General features: G+C 39.9%; 21 protein-coding genes and 1 pseudogene. 4 read left to right on the top strand and 18 right to left on the bottom strand.

Going from position 1 to position 23589, the window contains the following annotated elements:
• Positions 1-408: 408 nt before the first annotated feature.
• The 8 genes from AC6JA8_RS06205 to AC6JA8_RS06170 all read right to left on the bottom strand — a co-directional run bounded on the left by AC6JA8_RS06205 (position 409) and on the right by AC6JA8_RS06170 (position 11093).
• Entirely contained in the window at positions 409-2934 is a 2526-nt protein-coding gene (locus AC6JA8_RS06205) for a tail fiber domain-containing protein (RefSeq protein ID WP_497976268.1), read from the bottom strand.
• 273 nt (positions 2935-3207) lie between these two features.
• Positions 3208-3669 (bottom strand): hypothetical protein, encoded by a 462-nt coding sequence (locus tag AC6JA8_RS06200; RefSeq protein WP_497976267.1) that lies wholly within the window; start codon positions 3667-3669, stop codon positions 3208-3210.
• Between the two features lie 136 nt (positions 3670-3805).
• Positions 3806-6412, bottom strand: coding sequence for a hypothetical protein (locus AC6JA8_RS06195; protein WP_497976266.1), 2607 nt, complete (start codon positions 6410-6412; stop codon positions 3806-3808).
• 183 nt (positions 6413-6595) lie between these two features.
• Entirely contained in the window at positions 6596-7834 is a 1239-nt protein-coding gene (locus tag AC6JA8_RS06190) for an NADH:flavin oxidoreductase/NADH oxidase family protein (protein ID WP_497976265.1), read from the bottom strand.
• A gap of 29 nt (positions 7835-7863) precedes the next feature.
• On the bottom strand, positions 7864-8694 hold the full coding sequence (locus AC6JA8_RS06185; protein ID WP_497976264.1) for an alpha/beta fold hydrolase: 831 nt from the start codon (positions 8692-8694) through the stop codon (positions 7864-7866).
• 10 nt (positions 8695-8704) lie between these two features.
• Positions 8705-9706 (bottom strand): NADP-dependent oxidoreductase, encoded by a 1002-nt coding sequence (locus AC6JA8_RS06180; RefSeq protein WP_497976263.1) that lies wholly within the window; start codon positions 9704-9706, stop codon positions 8705-8707.
• Positions 9707-9724: 18 nt separating this feature from the next.
• The gene (locus tag AC6JA8_RS06175) at positions 9725-10498 is read right to left on the bottom strand and encodes an SDR family oxidoreductase (protein WP_497976262.1); all 774 of its coding nucleotides are present in this window, start codon (positions 10496-10498) and stop codon (positions 9725-9727) included.
• On the bottom strand, positions 10482-11093 hold the full coding sequence (locus tag AC6JA8_RS06170; protein WP_497976261.1) for a TetR/AcrR family transcriptional regulator: 612 nt from the start codon (positions 11091-11093) through the stop codon (positions 10482-10484). Before AC6JA8_RS06170 ends, AC6JA8_RS06175 begins: the two co-directional genes overlap by 17 nt.
• Before the next feature lie 208 nt (positions 11094-11301).
• Between AC6JA8_RS06170 and AC6JA8_RS06165 the strand changes: the two are divergent.
• Both AC6JA8_RS06165 and AC6JA8_RS06160 read left to right on the top strand, forming a co-directional pair.
• Positions 11302-11561: pseudogene (locus AC6JA8_RS06165) on the top strand (SDR family oxidoreductase); the annotation flags it as partial.
• A 104-nt stretch (positions 11562-11665) separates the two neighbouring features.
• A complete protein-coding gene (locus AC6JA8_RS06160; protein WP_497976260.1) occupies positions 11666-12493 on the top strand; it encodes an Fpg/Nei family DNA glycosylase in 828 nt (275 codons plus the stop codon).
• Here the strand turns inward: AC6JA8_RS06160 and AC6JA8_RS06155 are convergent, their stop codons facing one another.
• From AC6JA8_RS06155 to AC6JA8_RS06140, 4 genes are all read right to left on the bottom strand, one after another.
• On the bottom strand, positions 12494-12814 hold the full coding sequence (locus AC6JA8_RS06155; RefSeq protein WP_497976259.1) for a hypothetical protein: 321 nt from the start codon (positions 12812-12814) through the stop codon (positions 12494-12496). It abuts the gene before it with no gap.
• 13 nt (positions 12815-12827) lie between these two features.
• The gene (locus AC6JA8_RS06150; RefSeq protein ID WP_497976258.1) at positions 12828-13169 is read right to left on the bottom strand and encodes a hypothetical protein; all 342 of its coding nucleotides are present in this window, start codon (positions 13167-13169) and stop codon (positions 12828-12830) included.
• A 178-nt stretch (positions 13170-13347) separates the two neighbouring features.
• Complete coding sequence (locus AC6JA8_RS06145) at positions 13348-13704, bottom strand: hypothetical protein (protein ID WP_497976257.1); 357 nt, start codon at positions 13702-13704, stop codon at positions 13348-13350.
• 78 nt (positions 13705-13782) lie between these two features.
• A complete protein-coding gene (locus AC6JA8_RS06140; RefSeq protein ID WP_497976256.1) occupies positions 13783-15096 on the bottom strand; it encodes a hypothetical protein in 1314 nt (437 codons plus the stop codon).
• A 169-nt stretch (positions 15097-15265) separates the two neighbouring features.
• Here AC6JA8_RS06140 and AC6JA8_RS06135 point away from each other — a divergent pair, with 169 nt between their 5' ends.
• Complete coding sequence (locus AC6JA8_RS06135; RefSeq protein ID WP_497976255.1) at positions 15266-17509, top strand: hypothetical protein; 2244 nt, start codon at positions 15266-15268, stop codon at positions 17507-17509.
• Here the strand turns inward: AC6JA8_RS06135 and AC6JA8_RS06130 are convergent.
• From AC6JA8_RS06130 to AC6JA8_RS06120, 3 genes are read right to left on the bottom strand one after another with little or no spacing between them, the layout of a single operon-like run.
• Positions 17479-18024 (bottom strand): NUDIX hydrolase, encoded by a 546-nt coding sequence (locus AC6JA8_RS06130; protein WP_497976254.1) that lies wholly within the window; start codon positions 18022-18024, stop codon positions 17479-17481. The two genes, AC6JA8_RS06135 and AC6JA8_RS06130, sit on opposite strands and share 31 nt — an antisense overlap.
• Positions 18024-18620 (bottom strand): hypothetical protein, encoded by a 597-nt coding sequence (locus tag AC6JA8_RS06125; RefSeq protein WP_497976253.1) that lies wholly within the window; start codon positions 18618-18620, stop codon positions 18024-18026. The genes AC6JA8_RS06130 and AC6JA8_RS06125 overlap by 1 nt, the downstream gene beginning before the upstream one ends.
• Before the next feature lies 1 nt (position 18621).
• Complete coding sequence (locus AC6JA8_RS06120) at positions 18622-19113, bottom strand: YajQ family cyclic di-GMP-binding protein (protein ID WP_102242911.1); 492 nt, start codon at positions 19111-19113, stop codon at positions 18622-18624.
• Positions 19114-19178: 65 nt separating this feature from the next.
• Here AC6JA8_RS06120 and AC6JA8_RS06115 point away from each other — a divergent pair, with 65 nt between their 5' ends.
• Entirely contained in the window at positions 19179-19745 is a 567-nt protein-coding gene (locus AC6JA8_RS06115) for a 3'-5' exonuclease (RefSeq protein ID WP_497976252.1), read from the top strand.
• Between the two features lie 4 nt (positions 19746-19749).
• On the opposite strand, the gene AC6JA8_RS06110 is transcribed toward AC6JA8_RS06115, so the two are convergent.
• The 3 genes from AC6JA8_RS06110 to AC6JA8_RS06100 form a co-directional block, all read right to left on the bottom strand.
• Positions 19750-21432 carry a c-type cytochrome gene (locus AC6JA8_RS06110; RefSeq protein WP_497976251.1) on the bottom strand — a complete coding sequence of 561 codons (1683 nt, stop codon included), beginning with the start codon at positions 21430-21432 and terminating at the stop codon, positions 19750-19752.
• Between the two features lie 148 nt (positions 21433-21580).
• A complete protein-coding gene (locus AC6JA8_RS06105) occupies positions 21581-22024 on the bottom strand; it encodes a hypothetical protein (protein WP_497976250.1) in 444 nt (147 codons plus the stop codon).
• Positions 22021-23472: a hypothetical protein gene (locus AC6JA8_RS06100; protein WP_497976249.1), complete on the bottom strand. Its 1452-nt coding sequence runs from the start codon at positions 23470-23472 to the stop codon at positions 22021-22023. Before AC6JA8_RS06100 ends, AC6JA8_RS06105 begins: the two co-directional genes overlap by 4 nt.
• Between the last annotated feature and the right edge of the window lie 117 nt (positions 23473-23589).

The following is a 23589-nucleotide window of genomic DNA, read 5'->3' as shown; positions in this document are numbered from 1 at the left end:
AAAAAATATGTCCCAAAAGGAGTCCCCTCTTTGACAAGAGTAGGGTCACTAACTAAACCACATTTTACCCCAGATACTTCACTTGAAAATGAATAAGAGAAAAACTCTCATGTTAAAATTTAGTATGCGATTTGTTTATAAAATAATTTTACTCTTAGATGCAGTCATATTCATTGGAAGCATTTTCTTTGTACTTACTTATTTTTATGAAAATGCGCCACTAACCTCAACGGTCAAAGATCTTACGACTTCATTGTGGTGATTCGTGGTTTCTACTTGCTTTAGAAATATCTTTAAATTAAATGAAACGCTTGCTAAAATATTCATACACAGCAACGTTAAGATATCTTAGATTAAAAAAAACCAGCACATTACATTGCTGGTTTTTTTATGTCCTTGAGGATAATTTTATCTATTACTTTCCAATCTGATCAACCGAGCTTTAATCTCTTCATTCTCTTTTCTTAAGGCCAGTATTTCTTTTCTGTTTCTGGCGTTCGAATCACGTAAAAGCTCTAATTCTTTCCTGCTCGCCTTATTTTTAGAAATTAAAGAGAATCTTTCATTCGAATCATATATTTGAGTGCTCACGATAGTGATTTTGTTATTTAACTCTTTTATTGAATTTATGATTGGGGCAATTAACATAGAGTAGGCCACTGACTTAACGCCGTCCCTATCGGTTGAAATCGCTTCTGGAAAGACCTTCTCTACCTGTTGAGCAATGACTCCCATTTCCTGGCGATTTGAGAATTTTTTCTCTGGATACTCAGCTGTTCGCCAATGATAAAAGACTCCGTTAAGCTGCAGTACTTTATCCAAAGAGTTGGGAATGAGGCCTATATTCTTTTTTAAGCGGACGTCAGACAAATTATTATATGCAGACGTTCCAGCGACTGATCCGTTCACATGAAGTGTATACGAAGGAGATGAAGTTCCAATCCCTACACTTCCTCCATTTGGTTGCAAATTAATAGGTTGATAAGTTGTGGCTACATCTTGTCCTGCCTGCAAATTAATGACTCCACCTATATTAGTTCCACCTGTTCCATTTCCACCACTAATGTTAACTCCTCCTCCGTTTCCAGAAGCCGATGTTCCTCCACTGAGTAGAACAGATCCTCCAGCTCCAGTGGTACCTGAGCCACCCTTTACGTATGCGTGTCCACCAGCACCTGCAGTAGCGCCAGAATTACCGCCTTGAAGAGTTGCAAAACCACCATTTCCAGATGTTCCTCCAGTTCCAGCTGTGATTGTGACTGGCCCTCCACGCGATGAAAGTGCACTGTTAAAATAGGCACCAGTCCCCCCAGTGATTAAAACAGATCCTCCAAGTTTATTTGTCGATGTAGAGACAGAGTTTCCGGCAGTGAGAATAATATTACCTCCAATATTATCTCCACCTGCGGCCCCATTTTGTCCAATAAGAGTAATAGGCAGTCCTGCACCAGAAGAAGCAATTCCTCCTTGAACATCTAAAGGACCACTCGCTGAACTAGTTCCGATACCAACCTTTCCACTGGAACGATAAATATTTCCGGCCCCATCACTTACCCACTGATTTGTCCCAGTTGAGACCTGGGCATCAACATAAGACTTATTAACTGCTGATGTTAGCCCTGCAGGTGAAGTCGGAACTATAATATCTCCTGCGCCACTGACCGTAATTACCGCTGTTATACTGTCTGCTGAGTTTTTACTTAATTTATTTGAATCAGATGCTGAAAGAGTCGTAACTGTTGTCGTTAAATCTGTAATTTGTTTTTGTAATTTTCCAAAGGCCCCAATAATCGTATCAGATGTCGTTACTACTGAATTTGTTGCCGTTGATAATCCAGTTAATACGACGGAAAGAATATTGTTGAATTGCGCCTGGAGTTTTCCAAACGCAGTTTGAACTGTATCACTTGTGGCGATTGCTGAGTTAGTTAGGACCGGGGCCGTAATCGGCGTCCCTAAAACCCTAGCACCAGTATGATAAAGATTTGTACTTTCTACAACTGCATTGGTATCCAAAGAACGCCAGCTCTTATCTCCACGATAATATTGAGAGGTGGTTCCGGCAGTAATAGCTGCTTCTTTGTTATTAAAAGTATTCCAGTCTGTTGAGGATAAATAACCGCTAGTTGATGTTGTCGACTGGGAAATTGAAATTGATGGAGTCGATGTTCCGTTAGAGACACTAATAGGCGATGTAGCACTGACCGAAGTCACAGATCCTCCACCACTCGTGACAACTCCAGGAACCCAGTTCGTGCCATTATATATTAACGTGTTTCCGTTAACTGGTGGAGTCGTTGTAAGATCAACATCTCCCAATTTATTTAAAACATAGTCTCCCTTGGTCGAAACAATTGCACCGGTTCTTCCAAATACACTGGTAATCATTTGTGAATTATCAATTCGATCAAAAGAAGTACCATTAAAAACAATCCAATCACCTGTTTGGTAAGGAGGATTTGCGACACTTACGATGAAATAATCACCAACATCTGCAGTTGTTGGTTGTGGATCATTTAAAGCATCCCAGGCCCCTTTATATGATATGCCGTTAATCCCCCTCGGCTTCCATTTGCCAGAAGTCGCATCATAAGAAAGAACCTCTTTATCATTAGGAGTAATTGAACAATTAAATCCCTTTCCTCCAAGAATAGAATCACACAAAGAAAAATTGACCGAAAAGACTGATGATGCTTGTGCCGTCGAAAAAATAAAATCAATTATTTTCCCTGCTGAAAAAACAACATTTGAATTGGTGTTTGCGACCAATCTTGTCGATTGTTTTGATTCAACGGCCAGGCTAATTGTATTAGTCCCTTCCTTTATTTTGAAAGTAGAAATATTTGAGAGATTTTTTCCAGTTACAATAATTTGATGATTGACTATTTTAACATCTGAAATGGCAATATTGGGTTTGTCCGTGCTCGTGCTCATCTTAATTTTTTTATTACAACTCAAAAGTAGGAATGAAAATATCAAGATACTAAGACACGACTTCAAAATTCCTTCAATTGATCCAACTTTTCTCATATCTAAACATCCCTTGTAATGTACTACTACACGAGATTAGTTTAGAGCCTAATTCTTCTTTTTGATGAAACAAGCAAAATATATGTGGCCCAAAATGTGGTTTATCGTGGTTGAGTCGGTCCAAAAAAAGACCTGGCTAAAAAACCAGGCCTTTCCAACACTATAGTCACGAGAGGTCTATTTGCTTAATTTGCATGTCATAAAAACTTCATGTGAACTAAACCCACACTTAAAAATCTTCTTTAGAGTAACTGTTTTGCCTTTATCCGCATCATTTGTTACCTGTAGAATATCTTGGGCGTATGATGCTTTTTTCCAATCACCACAAAGATTACTTTTGCCTGGATCATACTTATCTGTTTTGAGAACAATGCCTTCACGATTTGAAGATGTCTCAGTAATTAAGTCTCCACTTACAGATAACTCATCGAAAAGAGATAAAGGCATAACAACTTTAAGATAGTTGTCGTTTGCGTCCACCTCAACACTGCATATTGTATTTTGCTCATCTTTATTGGCCGCACTAGTTCTACCAACTCCACTAAGACCATCTAAGTTACTTAATTTTCCTAAGTCAAATCCCGCTGAGGCATTAAATGAGAAGGCCATTAAGAGAGAAACGATTGATAACACTTTCATAAAATCTCCTGAGTTATTGTTGTGTCCAAAGGTTATCAGATACATTTTTGATGTGTTGATTATTGAATTTTTTTTATGTTGTAAGTTGTGGTTGAATTTTTTAATTTTTTGCCTTTCCCCTATTTAACAGACAGACTTAATCTTTATATTCTCTTTCATCCAGTCGTACTCTCTCTGTTGAAAACTCTTTGACCATCCAATAAGCATAATTAGCACGACGATAGTTTCTGAAGGCACAAATATTAACATCTCTCTGTGCATTTTTTGCATATTGAGTAAAGAGCGGAGAGGTCACGCTCATTGCATTTATATCGTAGAAAACTGACAGGTTGGCCGTTTGGATTCTATTTTCTCTGGCCATCTCGGCCTCAGTCCCTGCATAGCTATCCTCAATTTTTAAAACTGGCCCCAACGAGGCGCCTTTGCAGATCGTTTTATACCTTTCTTGGTCAGAGAATGCGAGGGCCTGAATACAGAGCCTCGATCTTAACGTATTAAAAGATTCATTTGCATCCTCTTGCGACTCTATCTTTTTTGCCTTGTAGATCTTAGGTGTAGAAGTTCTGCCTTCATTGATATCGAATAACAGTCCATAATAGATAAGGTCGGTAAATTTCCTTAAGGTAGTCATATGAATCTTTGCCTTAGCAGGGTCTGAATCGAGCGCACTCTTAGAATTTTTCTTTGTTTTTCCTTTGTCAGCGATTTTTTTTACGTCAGAAATGGCCTGTGCAAAGCTTTCTGTAAACATCTCCTCTACTGCATCAATATTTTTCTTATTCACGACCTGGGCCGTACTCAAATCCAAATAAACAGCGTTGGGGTCCTTCTTGTAAGAAGTATTCAAGCGGTCAATAAGGCTTGATCCTGAGGCTATTAAGAGATTCTGCTGATCTTTAGAAATATTCTGGGAATCTTGAATCCTCATTGCAAAATCTTTTTGAACATAGGTTGAAAGCCTGGTCGATAAAAACGTATCTTTCTGAACAGCAACATTAAATCTTTCAAATGCCATCTGAATAATCTTAATTGATGCATTTTTAATCTCTTGGTCTTCATAGACCATTGTCTGAAAATCAGCTTTATCTTGTGAGCTCGTGATTTCTTTTTGCATTTCTACGTACTCTAGAACTTTAGACCTAACTGTTGCATAGCTTGCAATGACTTCATCAAGCCTTTTTTTCGTTTCGATCATACTTGGAATCTGAATGAGATTTCTTCTTTCATTTTTAGATTTTTCAATGAGCTTACCAAGGTACTTAGAAATTCTTATCATGCTCTGGTAAACAGTAATAGTTTGACTAGTTAATGATTCATCCACCAAATTTGGATTGTCGACAATAACCCTATTTTGATAATAGCGTCCGGCAATCAATGCGGCTTCATCATTAATTAATTTTAACTGCTCACCAACTCTTAAAACAAGTGCGGATGGATCTGCAAATTCTGGTTGGCTGGGAACACCACTTCCTCTTAAGTAATCTTCAGCAGTCATGGCCATTTTTCCGAAGCACTCAGGTGGTATCGTAGATCTTCCCAAAAGAAAAAACGGAATCAAACTGCCAGTTCTGGCCTTAGTATAAAAATTCACACTCTCCCTGGAACCAGACATTGTATCACTTAAATCTAAAATCATTTCCATAACGGCAATTTTCTTTTTATCAATATCAGACTCTTCCGCAATAACTTGAGCAGACTGCGCGAACTTTGCTAGCAGTTGGTTTTGCTTTGTTTGAAAGGCGGCAAAACTTGTGATCGTTGTATTTTTAGGAATGGTGTCTGACTCGAGCTTAGGAGTGGCCCCGAACTGCACTTTTTGCAGCCACGAAGAGATAATTGGTACTTCTCTCGTCAAAAGAAAATAACCTTCCAGAGGATTTGTCTCTAAAGAATCCATATTAATTTTCTTTGATGTTTTTGCATAATTTAATGATTGATAAGTATCTCTTGCTGAACAATAAGCCTCTGTCGTAGTTTCCAACAAGCATGACATCGACATCCATAATTCCGTTTGGTCAAGCTTAGAAAGTACACTTGTGAATTTTGAATTACGCATATAAGTGGCGAGTTTGGCGATGGTATTGCCAGCATCTCCAATTACGTTCTCGCCAGAACTTGCAAAGGCCGATGTGAGCTTAAGAAGTCCTCCGACTAAGGCGACTGCTTGATTTGGTCTTTCAACCAGGCAACGATCAAATTGCGGAAGAGTTGTCAGCGCTTGATCGACAAACTTTAATCCAGTCCTGGCCACACGGTCACTGCGAATCGCGATGTTTTTATAACGTGATAGAACGGCATTATCTAACGTCTTGCCCATTAGCATATTCAATACATCTTTAGTTTGATGCCCCGATGACCTTCCGAGCTCTCTTAGTGCATTGATGTCACTTGGCAGCCCCTCCCAAGTTGCAACACTTGATGAATCCTCTGCCGAATTCTGATTAAAACTTGATTCCACACCTTGGAGTTGATTAACAACCGTCTCTATACCTTTACAGTTAGGATCGTCTTTTAATGAGATAAGAATATTTTTAATAGATGTTGTTTGCGAAAGAGCAGCGGCCGTCCATGACCCCTGTGAACTGCACGAGCCACCAAAGCTATAAGGAGTTGTCTGTTCATCAGAGGCCAGTGATCTCGATTGATTATTGGATACTTTACCATGAAGGTCGTACTTATATGCTACTACTAATATCACAAAGAGAAAGGTCGTAAAGATTATTAGAATTTTTTTTGACTGCATATAGGCTCCAAAACAGTGAAGAGATGATTCAATGTTTTATCGGAGCCGTTAAAAATATAATTACAAAGGGCCTGAGTATTATCCTTGTGGTGCGTGGTTAAGTGTGGTTTGCCTAAACAAGCGATACTAAGTAGCCAAAGACTTAGAGTACTGCTTTGGAGTTACACCAATTTTTATTCTCATCTAACCTGCCATTTCTTTTATCCATTTTTTATATCTATTTGAGAGAATTTTCGTGCGAACTTGATCGCGAATTATAGAGAAAATGGGACTCGGATTAGTTAGAGGTTTTTTTCCATCACCAAGTCGATGCAACTGCCTTTGAATAGTGATTAAGCCGGCAAATCCCGCAAGTGTTTTATCTTTAAATTTTATAACTGGTAATTTCCCATCTTCAGGAGAACTTTCTCTCCAGGACTTAATTAAGTTTGGATTCATTGCTAGAGAGGATGCAATCCCAACAATTGAAACTCCTTCACTTAAGACATTCTCTGCAACTTCTCGTCGGCGAATTCCACCTGTGGTCATAATAGGCATTTGGGCAATCTTCAAAATGTCTTTAGCAAACTCTAGAAAATAAGCTTCTCTTGCTAAGGTTCGTCCATCTCTAGTTTGACCTTGCATTGCAGGCACCTCATAACTTCCACCTGAAAGCTCTACTAAATCCACTGGTAAATTATTTAGCATCTTGATGACTTCTATTGCATCAGTAGAATCAAATCCACCTCTTTGAAAATCAGCAGAATTTATTTTTACAGCAACACAAAAACGAGGACTAACAGCTGCTCTAACTGCTTTAACGACTTCAATCAAAAACCTTGCACGGTTTTCAATACTCCCTCCCCATTCATCAGTTCGCTTATTTGTTAATGGAGAAAGAAATTGACTGATGAGATACCCATGGGCCGCATGAATTTCGACACCAGTGAAACCAGCTTTTTCAGCTTCCAGTGCCGTTTCTGAAAACTTTTTTATAATATCTTTTATCTGAATTGTACTCATGGATTTTGGCTTAGAAAAAAGCTTAGACTGCTTTCCCATATCGAGGGCAACCTCAGAAGGGGCCCAGGCAATTTGTCCTAAGACTGCGAGCGTTTGCCTGCCTGGATGATTGATTTGCATCCAAACTTGTGCTCCATTACTTCGAGCAGCCTTGGCCCATTTTTTAAAAGGCTCAATCTCTGTGCCCTTTTGTAAAACAACATCACCAGGACTCCCAAGAGAGCGGGAATCAATCATAACATTTCCAGTTATTATTAGACCAACCCCACCGTCTGCAAAGGCTTTTTCTAAATGGACAAGTCTATCGTCGGGAAGTTGACCAATGCCTGCAAGCCCTTCGGCCATAGCTGCTTTTGCAATGCGATTTTGAATCACTGTTCCGTTAGGTAATATTAAAGGTAAAAAACTTTGGTAAACCATATTGGATCCGTTTTTATAAGTTAACTTTTTTAGGATAAAAAAGTATTTAGTTTCGAATTAAAATCAGAATAGTATTGAAAAATACCGCCATGCCCAGCGTCTTCATAAATCACTAGTTGTGAGTTAGGAATTTTTTTTGCCATATGCCTACTGTTTGAAGTTGGAACCATAATATCGTTGTCCCCATTTGCGATCAAAACAGGAACATTTATACTAGAAATATTTTGAGGAGATTGAAGTCCCCAAGCTTTGATAGCTTTCAGCTGTCTCAAAAAAGAGCTAACTGAAGGTTCACGATCACGATTCGTTTTTCGCTCTTTAAGTCTTAAGAGAAATGATTTTGCATGGGTTTGCCCATTGTTTGTGGAGGTAAAGAATAAATAATGTTTTGGATCGCGAAACGTAAATAACCCTTTTAAGATAAGTGGAAATGAAATTTTACCTACATTTTCAATTCCTTCTCCACCTGCAGGACCAGTCCCTGTTAGTATTAACTTCCCAACGAGTTCTGGTGATTTTAAAGCAACATCTTGGGCCACAAATCCGCCGAGAGAAAAACCAAAGAGAATAACCTTTTGAAGTCCCATCGAATGTATAAAATCAATTGTATCAAGGGCCATCTCACTAACAGTTAATGGTGCAATTCCGCTTGAAAATCCCATTCCGCGATAATTTAAAGCGATTACCCGATATTTTGTTGAAAGATTATCAACAATGCGAGGATCAAAATTATCCAATACAGCACCCCAGTGATTTAAGAGAACAATCGTTGAACTCGCATTGCGAGGACCTAAATCACGATAAGAAAAAGTTTCACCTCTTATCTTGAGAAATAAGTTGGGGGCATCGATATATTTCATACATCACATCCTATTTAATCTTAAGAACGACTTTTCCTTTAGTTCTGCCCTGGGCGATATAGGCCATCGCATCTTTGGCCTGATCGAATGGAAAAACTTTATCAATGACTGGATTAATTTTTCCATCCTCAATGATTTTTTTAATTTCATTAAGTTGATGACCTGATGGTGTGACAAACACAAAGTTATACTCGACACCTTTATTTTTAGATAATTTATTTATCTTCCTTCCAATTAACCCCATGACTACTTGAAAGAAGAAATTAAGCTTCGCTTGTTTGGCAAATTTACTATCCGGTGGCCCGACAACTGATAATAGATGTCCACCTGATTTTAAAATATCAAGACCTTTTTCTATAGGCTCACCATCAACTGAATTTAAAAAGACATCATAGTTTGCTAAAACTTCGTTGTACTTTTCTTTATTGTAATTAATGACATGATCGGCACCAAGTTTTTGAACCCATTCTACATTCTTCTCACTAGTCGTTGTGGCAACTTCCGCTCCAAATGCTTTGGCGAATTGAATGGCAAATGTTCCAATCCCACCACTCCCGGCCTGAATAAAAACCTTCTGCCCTGCTTTAATTTTAGCAAAATCTTTTAATGCTTGATAAACAGTTAAGCCAACTAATGGAATGGAAGCTGCTTCATCAAAACTTAAGTTTTTTGGCTTTAAAGAAAGGTCTGCCTCTGACACAGCAACGAACTCGGCAAATGCCCCCATTGCTGACGTACTAAAACTACCGTAAACCTCATCACCTACTTTAAAATTTTTAACTTGCGATCCTACTTCGACGACTTTTCCTGAAAAATCAGTTCCTAAAACCAAAGGAAATTTAAAATTTAAAAGTGGTTTCATCTCACCTTTTCTAATTTTAACGTCAATAGGATTTAATCCGGCCGAATACACCTCGACCAGAACTTGATTAGAGTTTATTTTTACTTTTGGTAAGTTCGCGATCTGAATCGTGCTCTCATCACCATATTTGCTTATTATTACAGCTTTCATAAACTCTCCAATTCAATTTTATTTCGCTAGAAGTAATCTATCTAAAGATTTACCAATCAATTTCAATACAAGGTTGGGATAAAATTTACTTAAATAATAAATTTGATTTGATTGACCAGGTCTAATTTCAAAAGTGTCATTCTTTAAACCTTTAATTGCAAAACTTACCAATTTTTCAACTGGCATTGGTTTCAACTCATCTGTGTCTTGCTTATCAAACGTCTCTAGTAAGCTAGTTTGAGTTGCAGGTGGAGCGAGTTCGAAAACCTTTATAGGTGTATATTTGAGCTGCTCTCTCAAAGAGATAGTAAAAGAGTGAAGTCCTGCTTTTGTTGCAGAATAAATTGGAGTTGTTGGAATTGGAAAAAAACCAACTGCAGAAGTTACATTGATAATTGCTGCTTCATTTTGCAGACTTAGCAGTGGTAAAAATTGTTGAGTCAGCCAGATAGGAGCATTTAAATTTGTTGTGACTTCTCTTGTTAGTTCCTCTAGTTCTGAGTTTTTATTTAAATTAAAAATCTTAGAATAACCTGCATTGTTAACAAGAATATTTAAACTAGGAAATTTACTGGCAACTTCTGCATACAGAGTAGCGATATCGCGAGGGTCATTAATATCACTTTGAATGGTATGAACATTAGGTAGTAAGCTCTTAGTCTTATTTAATTTATCTTGATCTCTTCCGGTTATAATCACCGTGTTATCAAGTTCTAAAAGTTGCTTTGCTAATTCAAAACCAATTCCACTTGTACCACCAGTGATTAGAACTGTATTATTTGATAATTTCATTTTTTCTCCCATTTTTACTTTCAATTAATTTAATGAATGCTTTAAAAGTGTGGCGAAGCTCTTTTTTTGTCACTCCATTTAATTGCAATACTCGTGAACCTGTTATTGTTGTCATTAATAATTTTGAAATTTCTTCTGCAGAAATCGTATCAATAACTTCTCCTAATTTTTGAGCTTCCAAAATTGCTTTTTCAATTAGGATTTCTGTGCTTCTATGAAAGTCTTCCAGCATTTTCGAAATCTCTATATCATTCTCTCCAATTTCTGACGCCGTCCTTGAAACCAAGCACCCTTTTGGATGAGCAATATTTTCTGTCTCAGCAATTTCATAAAGTGCATTTGCTAATGCCTTCAATGGAGATTTTTTATTAATGATTCTTACTTCAGTCTCCGCAAGCATATTTTTGATATATAGATCTAAACCTTTAATAAACAATGACCTCTTGTCTCCGAACGCAGTATAGAGACTCTGCTTATTAAGCTTCGTCTCGGTCATTAAATCTTCCATCGAAGTGGCCTGATACCCTTTCGTCCAAAAAAGATTCATGGTTTTTGATAGTACTTCTTCTGTATTAAATTCTCTTGTTCTTCCCATGAATGCATCTTAACATTTCTTGACCAATCGGTCAAGAAAAAGGCAAAATTACTGACCACTTGGTCATTAATTCAAGGACATAGACAATCGGATTTATGATTTTTCAGAATAGAGCTTTAAGCAATTCAATCAACGATTAATTGAGCTATCCAGGCCTTTTTGAAGCAGAGGTTTAAAAAGAGAAATAAGCCATCCTTCCATACTTTTGTGGACAAGATACTCAGCTAAGGAATTTGCTCCAAGAAAAATTAGAGTAAATGAGTGTCACTTGGACCAACACATACAAATTTTGGCGACGGTGTTAAGAATAAGCCCCCTGAGTTTCTTGAACCGCTTGCGATGCAAACTGCATTTGGACGTATTGGTACTCCTGAGGATCTTGGCAAGGTCATCGTCAATTTACTTTCTGATGATTTTGGATGGGTGACGGCACAAGATATTGAGGTGTCTGGAGGGCACTTATTATAAAGACTAGAACAAATAATAGAGATCTGATAATTTAGTCGGAATAGGTCGAAATGAGATTTTTCGACCTATTTTCCATTAACAATTTTTAATAAGATAAAAAACTTATGCCCGAACTACCCGAAGTCGAAACCATCAAAAACCAAATCAACCCCATTCTCCCTCTAAAAATCGAGGCCGCGGTTTTCTCCCCCCTGACGAAACGAATCGTCAAACAAATGGACTTCGACCCCACAGGCTTCACGATCACTAAAATCCGAAGACACGCCAAATGGCTCATCTTTGACCTGGCCCCGCACGGCCACATACTCTCTCACCTCGGAATGAGTGGCTCATGGCAAATGTCACACGCCCCACTTTCTGAAAAACACGGACACATCGAATTTATCGACAAGAAGAAATCCGAGTTCGGAGTTCTCACATATATTGACCCAAGACGCTTTGGTCATCTTTATGTTTTAAACGACGAGAACTTTAAAAAGAAAGAAGACTCTCTTCCTATCGACATCTCAAGCCCAGACTTTGATAAAGAGCAGATCGCCCTTACCCTTTACTCTCACCCTAATAAACCAATTAAACCTTTCCTACTCGATCAAAAGGCCTTCCCTGGTGTGGGAAATTATATGGCCTCTGAAATCTGTGCGCGCGCAGGGATTCTTCCAACGAGACTCGCTGGTGATATTGAAGCAGAGGAAATTGAAAAGATGAAAGCTGCTATGGATGTCGTTATTAGCGGAGCTGTTGAAACCAAAGGGACAACTTTTAGCGGTGGATACAGAGACGCCAATGGCTCAAAAGGCGAAGGTGTTAAACACCTGGTGGTCTTTTATCAGCATCACTGTCAAATGTGTTTGGAGCGAGGAAAAGTCACGAAGGTCATCAAGACCATTATGGCAGGCAGAGGGACATACCACTGTCCCGTCTGCCAAAAGTAATTATCTGCCTTGAGAATTGCGGTTCATTCTATTCATTGAGTCTACACAGTTGCGGTAATCGACGTCACCTTGAACGAATCGCCTTCCCGTTGTGTCCGTACAATAAGCAGGGTCATTTGGCATAATCCTACTCGTTGGCGGATTAGAGTTCATTGTTTTTGGGCTTGCGCCGTTGTTTGAACTTCTAATAGTAGATGACTGTCCCGTGCCGACGGTGTCTTCTCGGACTGAGCCATCACGGACATTTGTGTTCGTATTTTGCGTTTGAGCGTACGACGTTGTGACAAAAAATATAAATGCGATTGTTGTTATATATTTCATAAACCACTCTCTCCTATTTTTTCTCTGTATCAGGCATATTCATACAATTTCTGTAGCCTTCATCCTGAGGTCTTAACCATTGGCCATTGTGGTTTTTACAGCCTGGAGAGCTTCCTCTTCTCATAGGATCGTTTTCACGGGAGTAATCGCGTCTGGTTGCTGCTTGGTTAACATTAGCAGTATCGCTGATTTCATCTTTTTCTCTCATGGTGGTTGTTCTTACTTTGGCATGATCAGGATAAGCAGCACTGTGATTGTCGTGTGGAGCTGCGCTGTCCATATACGAGTACGTTGTTTCGTTGGTATTACCAGTGGCCACAAAGGCTGCCAAAACGACTAACAGGGAAATTTTCATAACGGCCTCCTTAAAAATAAAACTTTGAATTGGTGTTCAATTCAAATGAGTTACATTTAAGAATACAAAGAGCGTGCCAGTGCTAAGTGATAAAAAAGAAAAGAATACTTGAGAGAGTTGGAGTGATGATGAGTCAATATGCCCGCCTCATTGAAGCGGGCCATTACATAGAAGAAAATTAATTTCCTAGGTGGACTTTGATATCTGCGTTTGGTTCATGAGGATTGTTTTTGTCGTTCTTCACTTTTTGAAGACACTCATCATACCCCTTTTCACCTTGCTTGATTTCGTGGCCATCTTTGGCCTTGCATGAAAAGTTTACTTTAATTTTTCCTGGTTCAGTGTAAAGAGCAGTCTCATCTGCAATGTCTGCTTTTTTATCTTTAGCTTCTAAATCAAGAGTGCTCTGATCAATCTTTCCTAACTCACTCATTGTTTTTGAAGTGCCAGAAGATGTCTTTGCTGTTTTTTTTGTTTTTTCAGCAGCGTAGGTAGAAAGAGAAAGTGTTAAAAGGGCCATTAGTAAATACTTCATATACGCATCCTGTTTATTTTAAGTGTTTCCTAAAAAAAGCATAATCCAAGGCCTTTGTGTTGGCCAGCTGACTTCTTTTTAAAATATGAAGCCCAGCGTGCTATAAAGCGTGTCAGAAGTACGGTAATAACTCCAATATGAATTCTTATCCGGAGCTTTTAGGACTTCAAGCCCTAATGCCAGACGGATTTTGTTAACGTAGTTGTAGCTGATTTCGCCTTTAACAATATTGTCTTTTCTTTCGATGTCGTACTTTAAATCAAAAGCAACATCAAACGAGTCATTAAAGAAATACTGAAAACCTCCACCAAAGGTACTCTTCCACTTAACCGTATCACTGAAGAAGTCATCGTTACCGCGGATGTTATCTGATAGCAGGTGGATGTAGTTTAACGTCAGCTTATAATTTTTTTGTTTGTCGTAATTTAAACTCATGTGCGCGTAAGCTTCTTTGTCGTAACGAGGATTGATGTTGAAGTAGTCCGACTTAAATGTCTTTCTGGCGTTTGAAATATCAATCAGGAAGTCTTTACCAAATTTAGCGTTCGGGTCAACGTAACTAAAACCTCCGCGCGCTTTAATATCACCGAAAGACTGAAACAACTGCACGCCATAATAAGCGTGGTGATTAACAGTCGGGTCGGCAGTAACAATAACTTTGCCGGTGTTTAAGTTGTCATAGTAGGCGCTGGCATTCACACGCAGTTTGTTTTCTGGTTTATAAATGGCAAAGGCCGAAGCTCCCCCATTTGACCAGTGATAGCGAACATTGGCACCGAGTGATTTATTGAAGACAATTTTTTCGATCTGGTAATCAGTGATTGAGTAATAGATGGGAACTTCAAGTCCACTGACCACTGTTTTTTTCGGAGGAAGTCTCATCCACTCACTGTGACTTTTGACCTCTCCATTTTTAAAATCAATCGACGGGTTAATTTGTGGGATGAAGAGGTACGAACCTAAAATATCAAACTCAAAGTTCCCATATCTCTTAGTGAAAATAAGTCCTGTCACTCCTTCCTCTTCTGTGCTGAGAAGCGTGAAAGATTGCAGGGCGTTTAGGTAACCCAAACTCCAATATTTTTCGTTGGTATTCCAGTCGAGAATCTTTCTTCCGATGGTGATCTTATAGTCGTCGTTTTGATAGACCGCGTAGGCTTCTTGCAGTGAATAGTTAAAGGAATTATTGTCCTGAAAATAGAATCTTAGGTCCCCCATCAAGAAGGTATCGAGTTTCTTTTCAGGGGGCGCAGTCTCAAATGAAAGCCCTAACCACTCCCCTGTATCACTGCGGTTTACTGGCTTATTGAGGCGAATGTATTTCTCATAAGTGAGCTCCGCTGAAGCTGCCCAAAGAGAGCTATTTCCCAATGAAAAAAGCGTTAAAAACAAGAAACTATGTAAAAAATACCTACTTAAAAACACATTCACTCCCAGGCCCTTTGGCCTGTCTTTTGTTTAACAGAATCTTGACGCGTTCTAGACTCAAAACACTGTAAAAAACACTCATTTATGGAGATTCCATTTTGACATTATCTGCTCAATCTTTAAACTGTTTATTATGGAAAAACTTAAGCAGCTCTTGAATCATCTAGTGATCGCCTTGTGCCTTGTCGTCACTAGTTGCGGATACGTTTCCGACAAACCGGTTGAAAACGTGGACGTGTATAAGACAGACGAATTACAGACTTGTAAAATCGATGTCTCAAAACTAGGCGAAATTTTTAAAGCAGATCAAAAAGAACAAATCAAATGCTTACAAGAAAACTTCATTCAATTCACAAAATATGTACGCGCTAAACACCCGGGAACAGTTACAGAGGCCGAATTAGGGATCTTCGTTAAAAGATTTTTTGAAGGACAAAGTGATTCAATCATTAAAGGGTTAAGTTTAATTTTCCAATTAAACATGCTGCTTTTAAAAGATGAAGCTGACCGCATCTCACACACTAACATCTCTCCTCTTTTTGAACTTCTGGTTCAAGTTAACCAAGAAGCCGTAGTTCTTACCAACATCATCAAAACGATGGATGAAGACAAAAACCAGCTAAAGTTCTGGGAGCTTCGTCAAAGATTTAAAGAATCAACAGAGCGTTTTGCCACTGCTGCTGTAGGTGTTATCGATAAGTCTCCGGGAATGGCAAAAAAACTTAACATGCGCGAGTTCATCCTCGACATGAGCAAGAAAATTGGCGACGGGCAAATTGATAATGAAAGTATCGACTCTTTTATTTTCCTAAAAAAGGTCATCGTTGGTGGGGATGAAGAAGTCATCACGACTGATGAGTTAAAAGACCTTATTACCAAACTACCACGCATCATGGGTCTTATCTTTGATGTCTATTACTGTAAGTCTGAGAACTTTAAGACTGAAGCCGACGAAATGCGCTTCTACCTTCTGACAGTAAGAAACCTTTACCACTCAATCAAATTCAACCAGGAAGACTTCGAACTTCTAAACTCTGATCAAGTTGTTAAGCTCGCTGAAAAGCTTTTAAAGAACTACGATGTCGAGTCATTTAAGCCAAGTATCGAGGCCCTTAAAGCACGCTTTATTGGTGGAAAGAAAGACTCTATTACACTTAAAGATTTAGACACTGTTTTAATCATGGTTCACGACTTTTTTGAGAAAGTGTATTTCAACCATGTGACTTATGACGATGCCGTCAACAACCACATCCTGAGCAAACCAGGCCCAGTTGACCCCAAAGAATTTAAGTTTAAACAACTTCCTGAATACGATGTCTTCACGAATAAACCTCGTTTAGAGCAACTTTATACCAGCTTTGCTGATACCGTTTTCAACTTCCGTTACTTCAGGGACTCGACGGGAACTGCTTTTTACGACACTCAAATCCTAAGAAACAAGTCTGGCTTCATTGAAGTGAATATTGCGAAATGGTTAAGCTGGAAGCTTTTAAAAGCTTATGGGCACACGGATGCTAATAAACAAATGCAGCTTTCAATGGATGAGTTTTCAAAATTCCTTCTGGACTCCAAACCGCTTCTGCAGGAGTTTAAACTGTGGTCGCCTAACTTCCAGACATTCTCACGCAATGCTGTGCTACTGGCTGACTTATTTCAACAGCAGTCTAATGGTGACCAGGCCATCAATATCAACGAAGCTACTGAATACATCGGAATGCTTTTAACTGCGGTTGAAGTTTCTGGAAAACACAGTGAAAACCTGACAGGACTTTGTGACCCAGGTATCAATGCAGAAGACCCGGTCTTTGAAACGAGCTGTTTTAATGAAAATTTCTACGATCTTGTTTTAAATAAACTCGGCTATAAAAAGTCTCTTCCTCGCCTGGCAAATTACTATGCGACAGCGAGCAAAAAAGAAACGATGGACTACCTAAAAGGAGTTGAAGGTTTTGCCCGCGACAACAATGCTCCAGGTGTCCCAGTCAACCGCCGTGACACAACTCTGGTTATTGGGGCGATGTTAAACATCGAAACGACTTTTATTAGATTTGATAAAAACTCTGATAACATCATCGACTATAAAGAATTATCTGAAGCCTTCTTCACATACCGTGCTTCTATTATCACACTTGCGGGCCTTAAGCCTGAGCAAGAGAAGTATGCAAAAGGTGTTTTCCTTTATATGGCCTCAAAAATGGAAGTTCCTAAAACAGGAACATGGGTGACAGACGCTCAATTCGGAATCTTTAATTCGTGCGTTCAAAGTGACTTCTGTCGCGATACATTCATGGATAAAATCGAGGCCAAGCGCCTAAACATCGGAAAGCTGCTTTACTACATGGTCAATCAGGCCTCTCCAGCAGCAGTTAAAAAATAAAAAGCAGCAACAACTAAAGAATGAGAAATCTCCCCTGACCCAACCAGTTGGGGGATGTCCTTTAGGTCTCGAAGATAAACTTCGATCTCTTCAAACGGGTCAAATTCCTGATCGTGAGTCTTCTCTGCATCTAGGGCAAGGTAAGTGTCGCAGTAGTTATTCATAAAGGCCGGATTGGCGTCTACGCGTCCGATATGCTTCCAATTTGAAGAAGTATACCCCGTCTCTTCACGCAGCTCTCTTTGAGCGGCCAGGAAAACATCTTCATTAAAATGAACTGCCCCGCCAGGGATTTCAACCGTGACCTGATCAGTCCCGTGTCGGTATTGCTTAATAAGTACAACTTTTTTGTCTTTAGTGACCGCAATAATATTCACCCAGTTTAAACATTGAATAATGTCGAAGTCTCCCACCTTTCCGGTTGTCGGTGACTCACTTTTAACTTTCACATAACGAAAGATATTAGCTTTTAAGGCGACTTCAGAACTTACTGTTTTCCACTTGGTGATTTTCACTAGAACTCCACTTGAATGAACTCTTTACCAGCTCTACGATTGTCTTCATTGATCTTATCGCGGGCCTTGATATAGGCCTGAAACTTTGTTTCACCAATAAGCTCTAGAAGTTTTTTTAAGTAGTCCTGATTGATTTTCTTTTCGCGAATACTTTGGTCTTCTGAGATATTGTATTTGAAATTATCGCCGTGCTTGCGGCGAAGATAATCATGGTACTCTTTGTACGCATCCATTTTTTCTTTTTCGTTTCGCTCGCGCATTTCTAAGTACTGAGCGTAGAACTGATCACCGATAACTGTTTTAACTTCCAAAAGCCATTTCTTTTCCATTTCATCAAAGGCCTGGAACTTCTCTTCTTCGTCTTTTGAAAGCGACGTGTACTCGCGAACTTTTTCTGGTTTATCTTCGGGCGCTTCTTTTTTTAAAGTGACCGGCGACTCTTCTGCTTTTGACCCCGATGTGGCATCGAGCTGATCCCAATCTAGAGTCATCTTAGGTTCAGTCTCAGGTTTTCTTTCGATAAAAAACTTATACGAGGCCCAGCCTAAAAACAGCAGCACCAAAAGATAAGGAATCGCCTTTTTGAATTTGTCCACACTAGTCTCTCTTCATGTTTTCCATTTGCAGTTCGATATCCACTTCTTTGTGAGTGCGAAGCAAATGAAAAGCTCCCTGAAGATCATCGATTTTTTTACCAGTGATCCTGATTTTGTCATCCATGATGCTTGAAGAGACTTTAAGCCCCGAGTCCTTGATAATTTTGTTGATCTCTTTGGCCTTTTCTTTTTCGATGCCATTTTTAATTTTGATCACCTGCTTAAGCATCCTGTTACCAGTGGGCTCAATTTTTTCAGGATCGATGCATCTTTGACCAATGTTGCGCTTTACCAATTGGCTTCTTAAAATATCAAGTGCGGCCCTCATTTTGTAATCATCTTCGGCCTTTAGCTCAATAATCGTGTCTTTTAACTCCAGGGTGATGTTACTGCCCTTGAAATCGTAGCGGGCCCCGATTTCTTTTTGGGCCATTTGGACGGCATTTTTCATTTCCATCATATCTGTCTTAGAAACTAGGTCGAAAGAAGGCATGGTTACTCCATTTTATGCTTAGACTTTTACCCAGATGATGGTACAAATAGTTAGGTAATTTTACAATGAATGATAAATTAGACCCCGCTCCAAATTTCGAACGCGCCCAATTCAAAGGCCAGATCATCACAGTCACTAAGGACGAACAGATCGCCCCTGCCATGGACCTACTCAAAGACCAGCTATTAATTGGCTTTGACACGGAAACCAAGCCCGCTTTTAAAAAAGGTGAATTCTATAATGTTTCTCTGCTTCAACTCGCCAGCGACGACGTTGCCGTCTTATTCCGCCTGCATTTCCTAAAAGATTTTTCTTTAATCAAGATCATCTTTGAAGACAAACACGTGGTGAAGGCCGGAGTGGCGATTAGAGACGATATTAAGGCCCTGCAAAAGCTTTTTCCCTTCACGCCTCATGGGTTTGTAGAGCTCTCAGATATCGCAAAAGAAAGAAATATGAAGAACTTTGGTTTAAAGGGAATGACGGAAGAGATTCTGAATTTCACTTTGAGCAAAAAGGCGAAACTTTCTAACTGGGAAGCCCACGACTTAAAACCTGACCAGCTTCAGTACGCCGCGACCGATGCATGGATCGGCCGCAAGCTTTACGAAAAGCTAAATCCCCACTCTTAGTTTATTACAGCGTCTTTAAGAAATGGATGATGTCTTTTTTCTGGTCCATCGTGAATTTTTCGCGCCCAGATTCATCAAGGAACATTTTAGTGTGCCCGATATTTCTTAGACCCGGCTTCTTGGTATCAATTGTCGCGTCTGTATCTTTTAGCCACTCTTTTGGAATCTTATTTCCTGTTGGGTAACCAACACAGTCTTGATCAAAATCAGTCGCCTTATTCACTGCTGGCCCAAGAACGAATGTTCTAGGACGCTCTTCTTCTTTACTTAAAACCGCACACAGAGTTGGAACCGAGTTGTTGTGGAAGTATGGGTATCTCGCCCAGATTCCCACTAGCGGAGGTGGAACGTATCCCACTTGTGGCTCAACTGTTGTCTTCATCCATTTTGAGATCGCCAGGTTGTTTAAAGCATCAGAGAAAAACTTCATTGCCTGGTAGCGGTTCGGGTCTGTCCCTACATCTTTAACGGGAGTCTTATCGTGGTAGATCACTTTTGTTGTCACTAAAAGATCAACTGACGAAAGCTCGCTGGCATTATCTGCATTCCATGCCTTCTGGTACTCTCCGTGACACTTCATACATGCTTGGTTGAAAAGTTTTTCTCCGCGTTTTGCTCTTTCTAAATCAATAGAGCTCGCCGGGAAAAAATCTGTGTAGCGAGGAGCTTCTGTTGCAAAAGCGGCCGCTGTGACCTCTTGAATCGTTTTGCTGTTATCCTGCATCCATTTTTCTAGTTCTTTTAAATCAGTCCCTCTTCCCAATTCATTCCATAGGAAGTTTGTGAAGATCGGGTTACCGCTGACAACTGATCCATCTGAAAGCCATCTCGTTTTGTATTTTAAGTTCCACCATGGCATTGGCTTTGAGTCCGCAACAAATGTGTTTAACTCATTGTCGCGCGGGAATCTCTCCAGGATGGGGTTTTTCGTCGCGTACTCATCATTGTTTCTTCTGGCCAAACTTAAAGCTGTGTGTGGAAGAGAAGTATCAAGTCCGTGAACTTGAGGGACAACGCTATCAACAGAGAGAATGTTTTTCTTAGTGCGAATAAACATCGCCAATTCACCATCAGTTGCTTTTGAGCTCGCTTTAAAAATGGCATTTGGGATTTTAGGAACAACCTGACGGGCCATATGGAAAAGTTTATTTGAGTGCGGACGTTTGTTTGTCAGACCCATAACCGTTGTTCCAAAAAGACTTGTCGAGTGGCAGGCAAAACAGCTAAACGTTAAACCTTCGCCATTTTCGTTTTTAATAATCCCAGCTCCAACGTAAAGAGCTTCAGGCTGTCCTTCCGGGCGAGGCATCTTGTAGATCCCCGTTGCAGTCACTGGGTTAAATTTTGAAAGACCTAGCCACTCATAAAATTCTGCTTCTGATTTAAAACCAGCATACGACTTCGTGATGGCCAGAATGATTTCTTTAACCGGGTTTTTATTGTCTGAACTTAAAACATTAATCAGCGGGCGGTATGGGATTAAAAGACCAGTGACAGTCACCGGGTACTTCATCGCATGCTTGTAGCCATTCATTTTAAGCAACTCTAACTCTTCAGGCGAAACCTGATAGATATTAGCGCGGTCTTCACCTGGAATCAGGATGGCCTCAGACGACCAGTCAGGATTCACAGAAGCGTGAACTGGATTAAGTAAACTTAAAGCAAGTCCCATGATTAAAGTAAGCATTGCGATCCCCTCTTATGCTTAAAAAAATAATGGGAAAATTTAATCGCGCCGTAAACGATCCTACAAGGGAAAACGCCTGCAGATGAGGAATTGTAAGGAATGTGAGCAAAAAAGACTGATTTTGGTTACCAAATGACCTGTTTTACCCTTAATTTTTCGGGGTACAACCTGTGCCGGTAAGCCCCATGTTCAGGCAGCGCCCCTGATTCTTATACGAGGCCATTTGCCCGGCCTGCAGGGAAATCTCCAGAAACTGCTCTTTAGTGATCTGCCCTGCCTTATACTTGGCTGCCGCTTCGGCCAGCATATTCATGGCACTCTCTGAAGCTTGTTTGATGTATTCATCTTCCTGGGCGTCTTTAAATTTTTGAGCGGCCTCTAGGGCCTTGGCCTTGTCTTCTCCCTCTTTAATTTTTGCCTGAAACATCTCCCGCTCTTGTTTTTTTAAATTGGCCACCATCTCTTTTGAGACATCAAAGTAACAAGCGCCTTTTCCATCGGGATAAGTAATACAGACGCTTTGCCAGGGACCTTCTGGCATCGCAAAAACTTCGGCCGTATAAAAGCTTAAAAGCAAGATGATGATTTTCATTTCTGGCAATACCCTACTGCTGGATAAAAAATATTCGGTTCAACCATCGGGGCTCCCGTGGCCTTATCCACATATTGAGTCACTGTAATCAAGGCCCCACCTTCACCAATATAGTTTCCGCTCGTATCATAAAACTTGCGGTTACTACCGGCCTTCCACGGTCCTGTTTTGCCTTTTTCTCCAGAGAAAAGACCGTAAGAATTCATCCCTTCATCGCAGCTAACGATAAAAGTTTTAGATGTGTTGGTCCAATCGGCAAAAACTTGTTCTGAACCATCAAAGCCTGGCCCAAAAGAGGCGATGAAATTAAGTGAGATTGGTTTTTGAGCTTTAGCGACCTGATCTTTTAGGTACTGGAGTCTTTCGGCAGGAGGTCTGCAAATCGCAAATTGAGGGTTTTGCGCGCAGATCGTTTGCTCTGAGGAACTGAAGCCAAAAGTTTTTTCAGACCAACCTTTCTCTGAAGCGCTTCCGCTTGCCGATGAGGCCGGCGCACTGGCAGAGGTATTTCCATTGGCCTTCGTTGCAGTGTCGACTTTTTTGTTGTAATCGGCCATCGCTCCAACCTGAAGGGCCACTTCGATATATTGATCTTTAGATAGAGAGCCTGCTTTATATTTTTTTGATGCTTCAATTAGCATCTCAATAGAGCTATTGGTGACACTCTTAATATAATCCATATTCCCGACACTGCTGGAACTCGTCGGCGCCACTGCGGCCGTCGTTTTTTGTGCCTGGCCTGCGTTTTGTTTTTCTTCATAAAGAACATTGGCCCCCGTCAAGGCCTTATACTCATTGCTATTTTGCAACTCGTACATACTCACAACTTTTCCTTTTAGAGTAAAAATGGTATTGCCATTTTCATTATAGGCTGCAATTCCTTTATCAAACTTCCATGGATTGTCTTTATTGTATTGGGCCAGTAATCCATGAGTGGCGACGTGACTGATTGAAGTTCGATAGGCGTCTTGTTGGTTTTGAGCGTTGTCATTTGTGAGGTTTCCGATATCAACACCATACTGGGCAATCCACGTGTTATTGATATCACTATTTTCTCTGGCAAGTTTAGGAATATCTGCTGTGGATTTTAAAGTAGCTTCGTAATAACCATTGTTGGTGTTCACATAACGAAGTTCACCTTTTTTTGTCCTGGTTAAAGTTCCCCCAGCCCAGCTCATAGAATCTCCAAGCTCAGGAATAAATGCCCCATTTAAGGCACTGTTAAAATCTTTTTCAATCTGGGCCATAACCGCCGGATCAACAGCTGAAGAAGTAGAAGTACTTACTGCTGCCGATGCTTTTGTAGCACTCTCTTTAGTTGACGATGTAGACGTCGCTTTTTTAGTTGAGTGAATCTTTCCTGGAGAATACAACAGCACAGAAGCTGCATGGGTCTCCATCAATGCACTAAAAGAAACAAGCATCAGTAGGGTGATGTTTATTTTCATCTGGATAATCCTTTTTATTAACTACTCTATAATAGAGGCTTTTCCTTTACAGACCTGCTACAAAAGTAGTTGGGTTCATAACTTTTTGTATTCACAATGCATTTATGCCGTAACTCT

It is taken from the genome of Bacteriovorax sp. HI3 (genome assembly GCF_059738875.1).
Note: the sequence above shows the minus strand (reverse complement) of the source record. Positions and strands in the feature narration are given on the sequence as shown.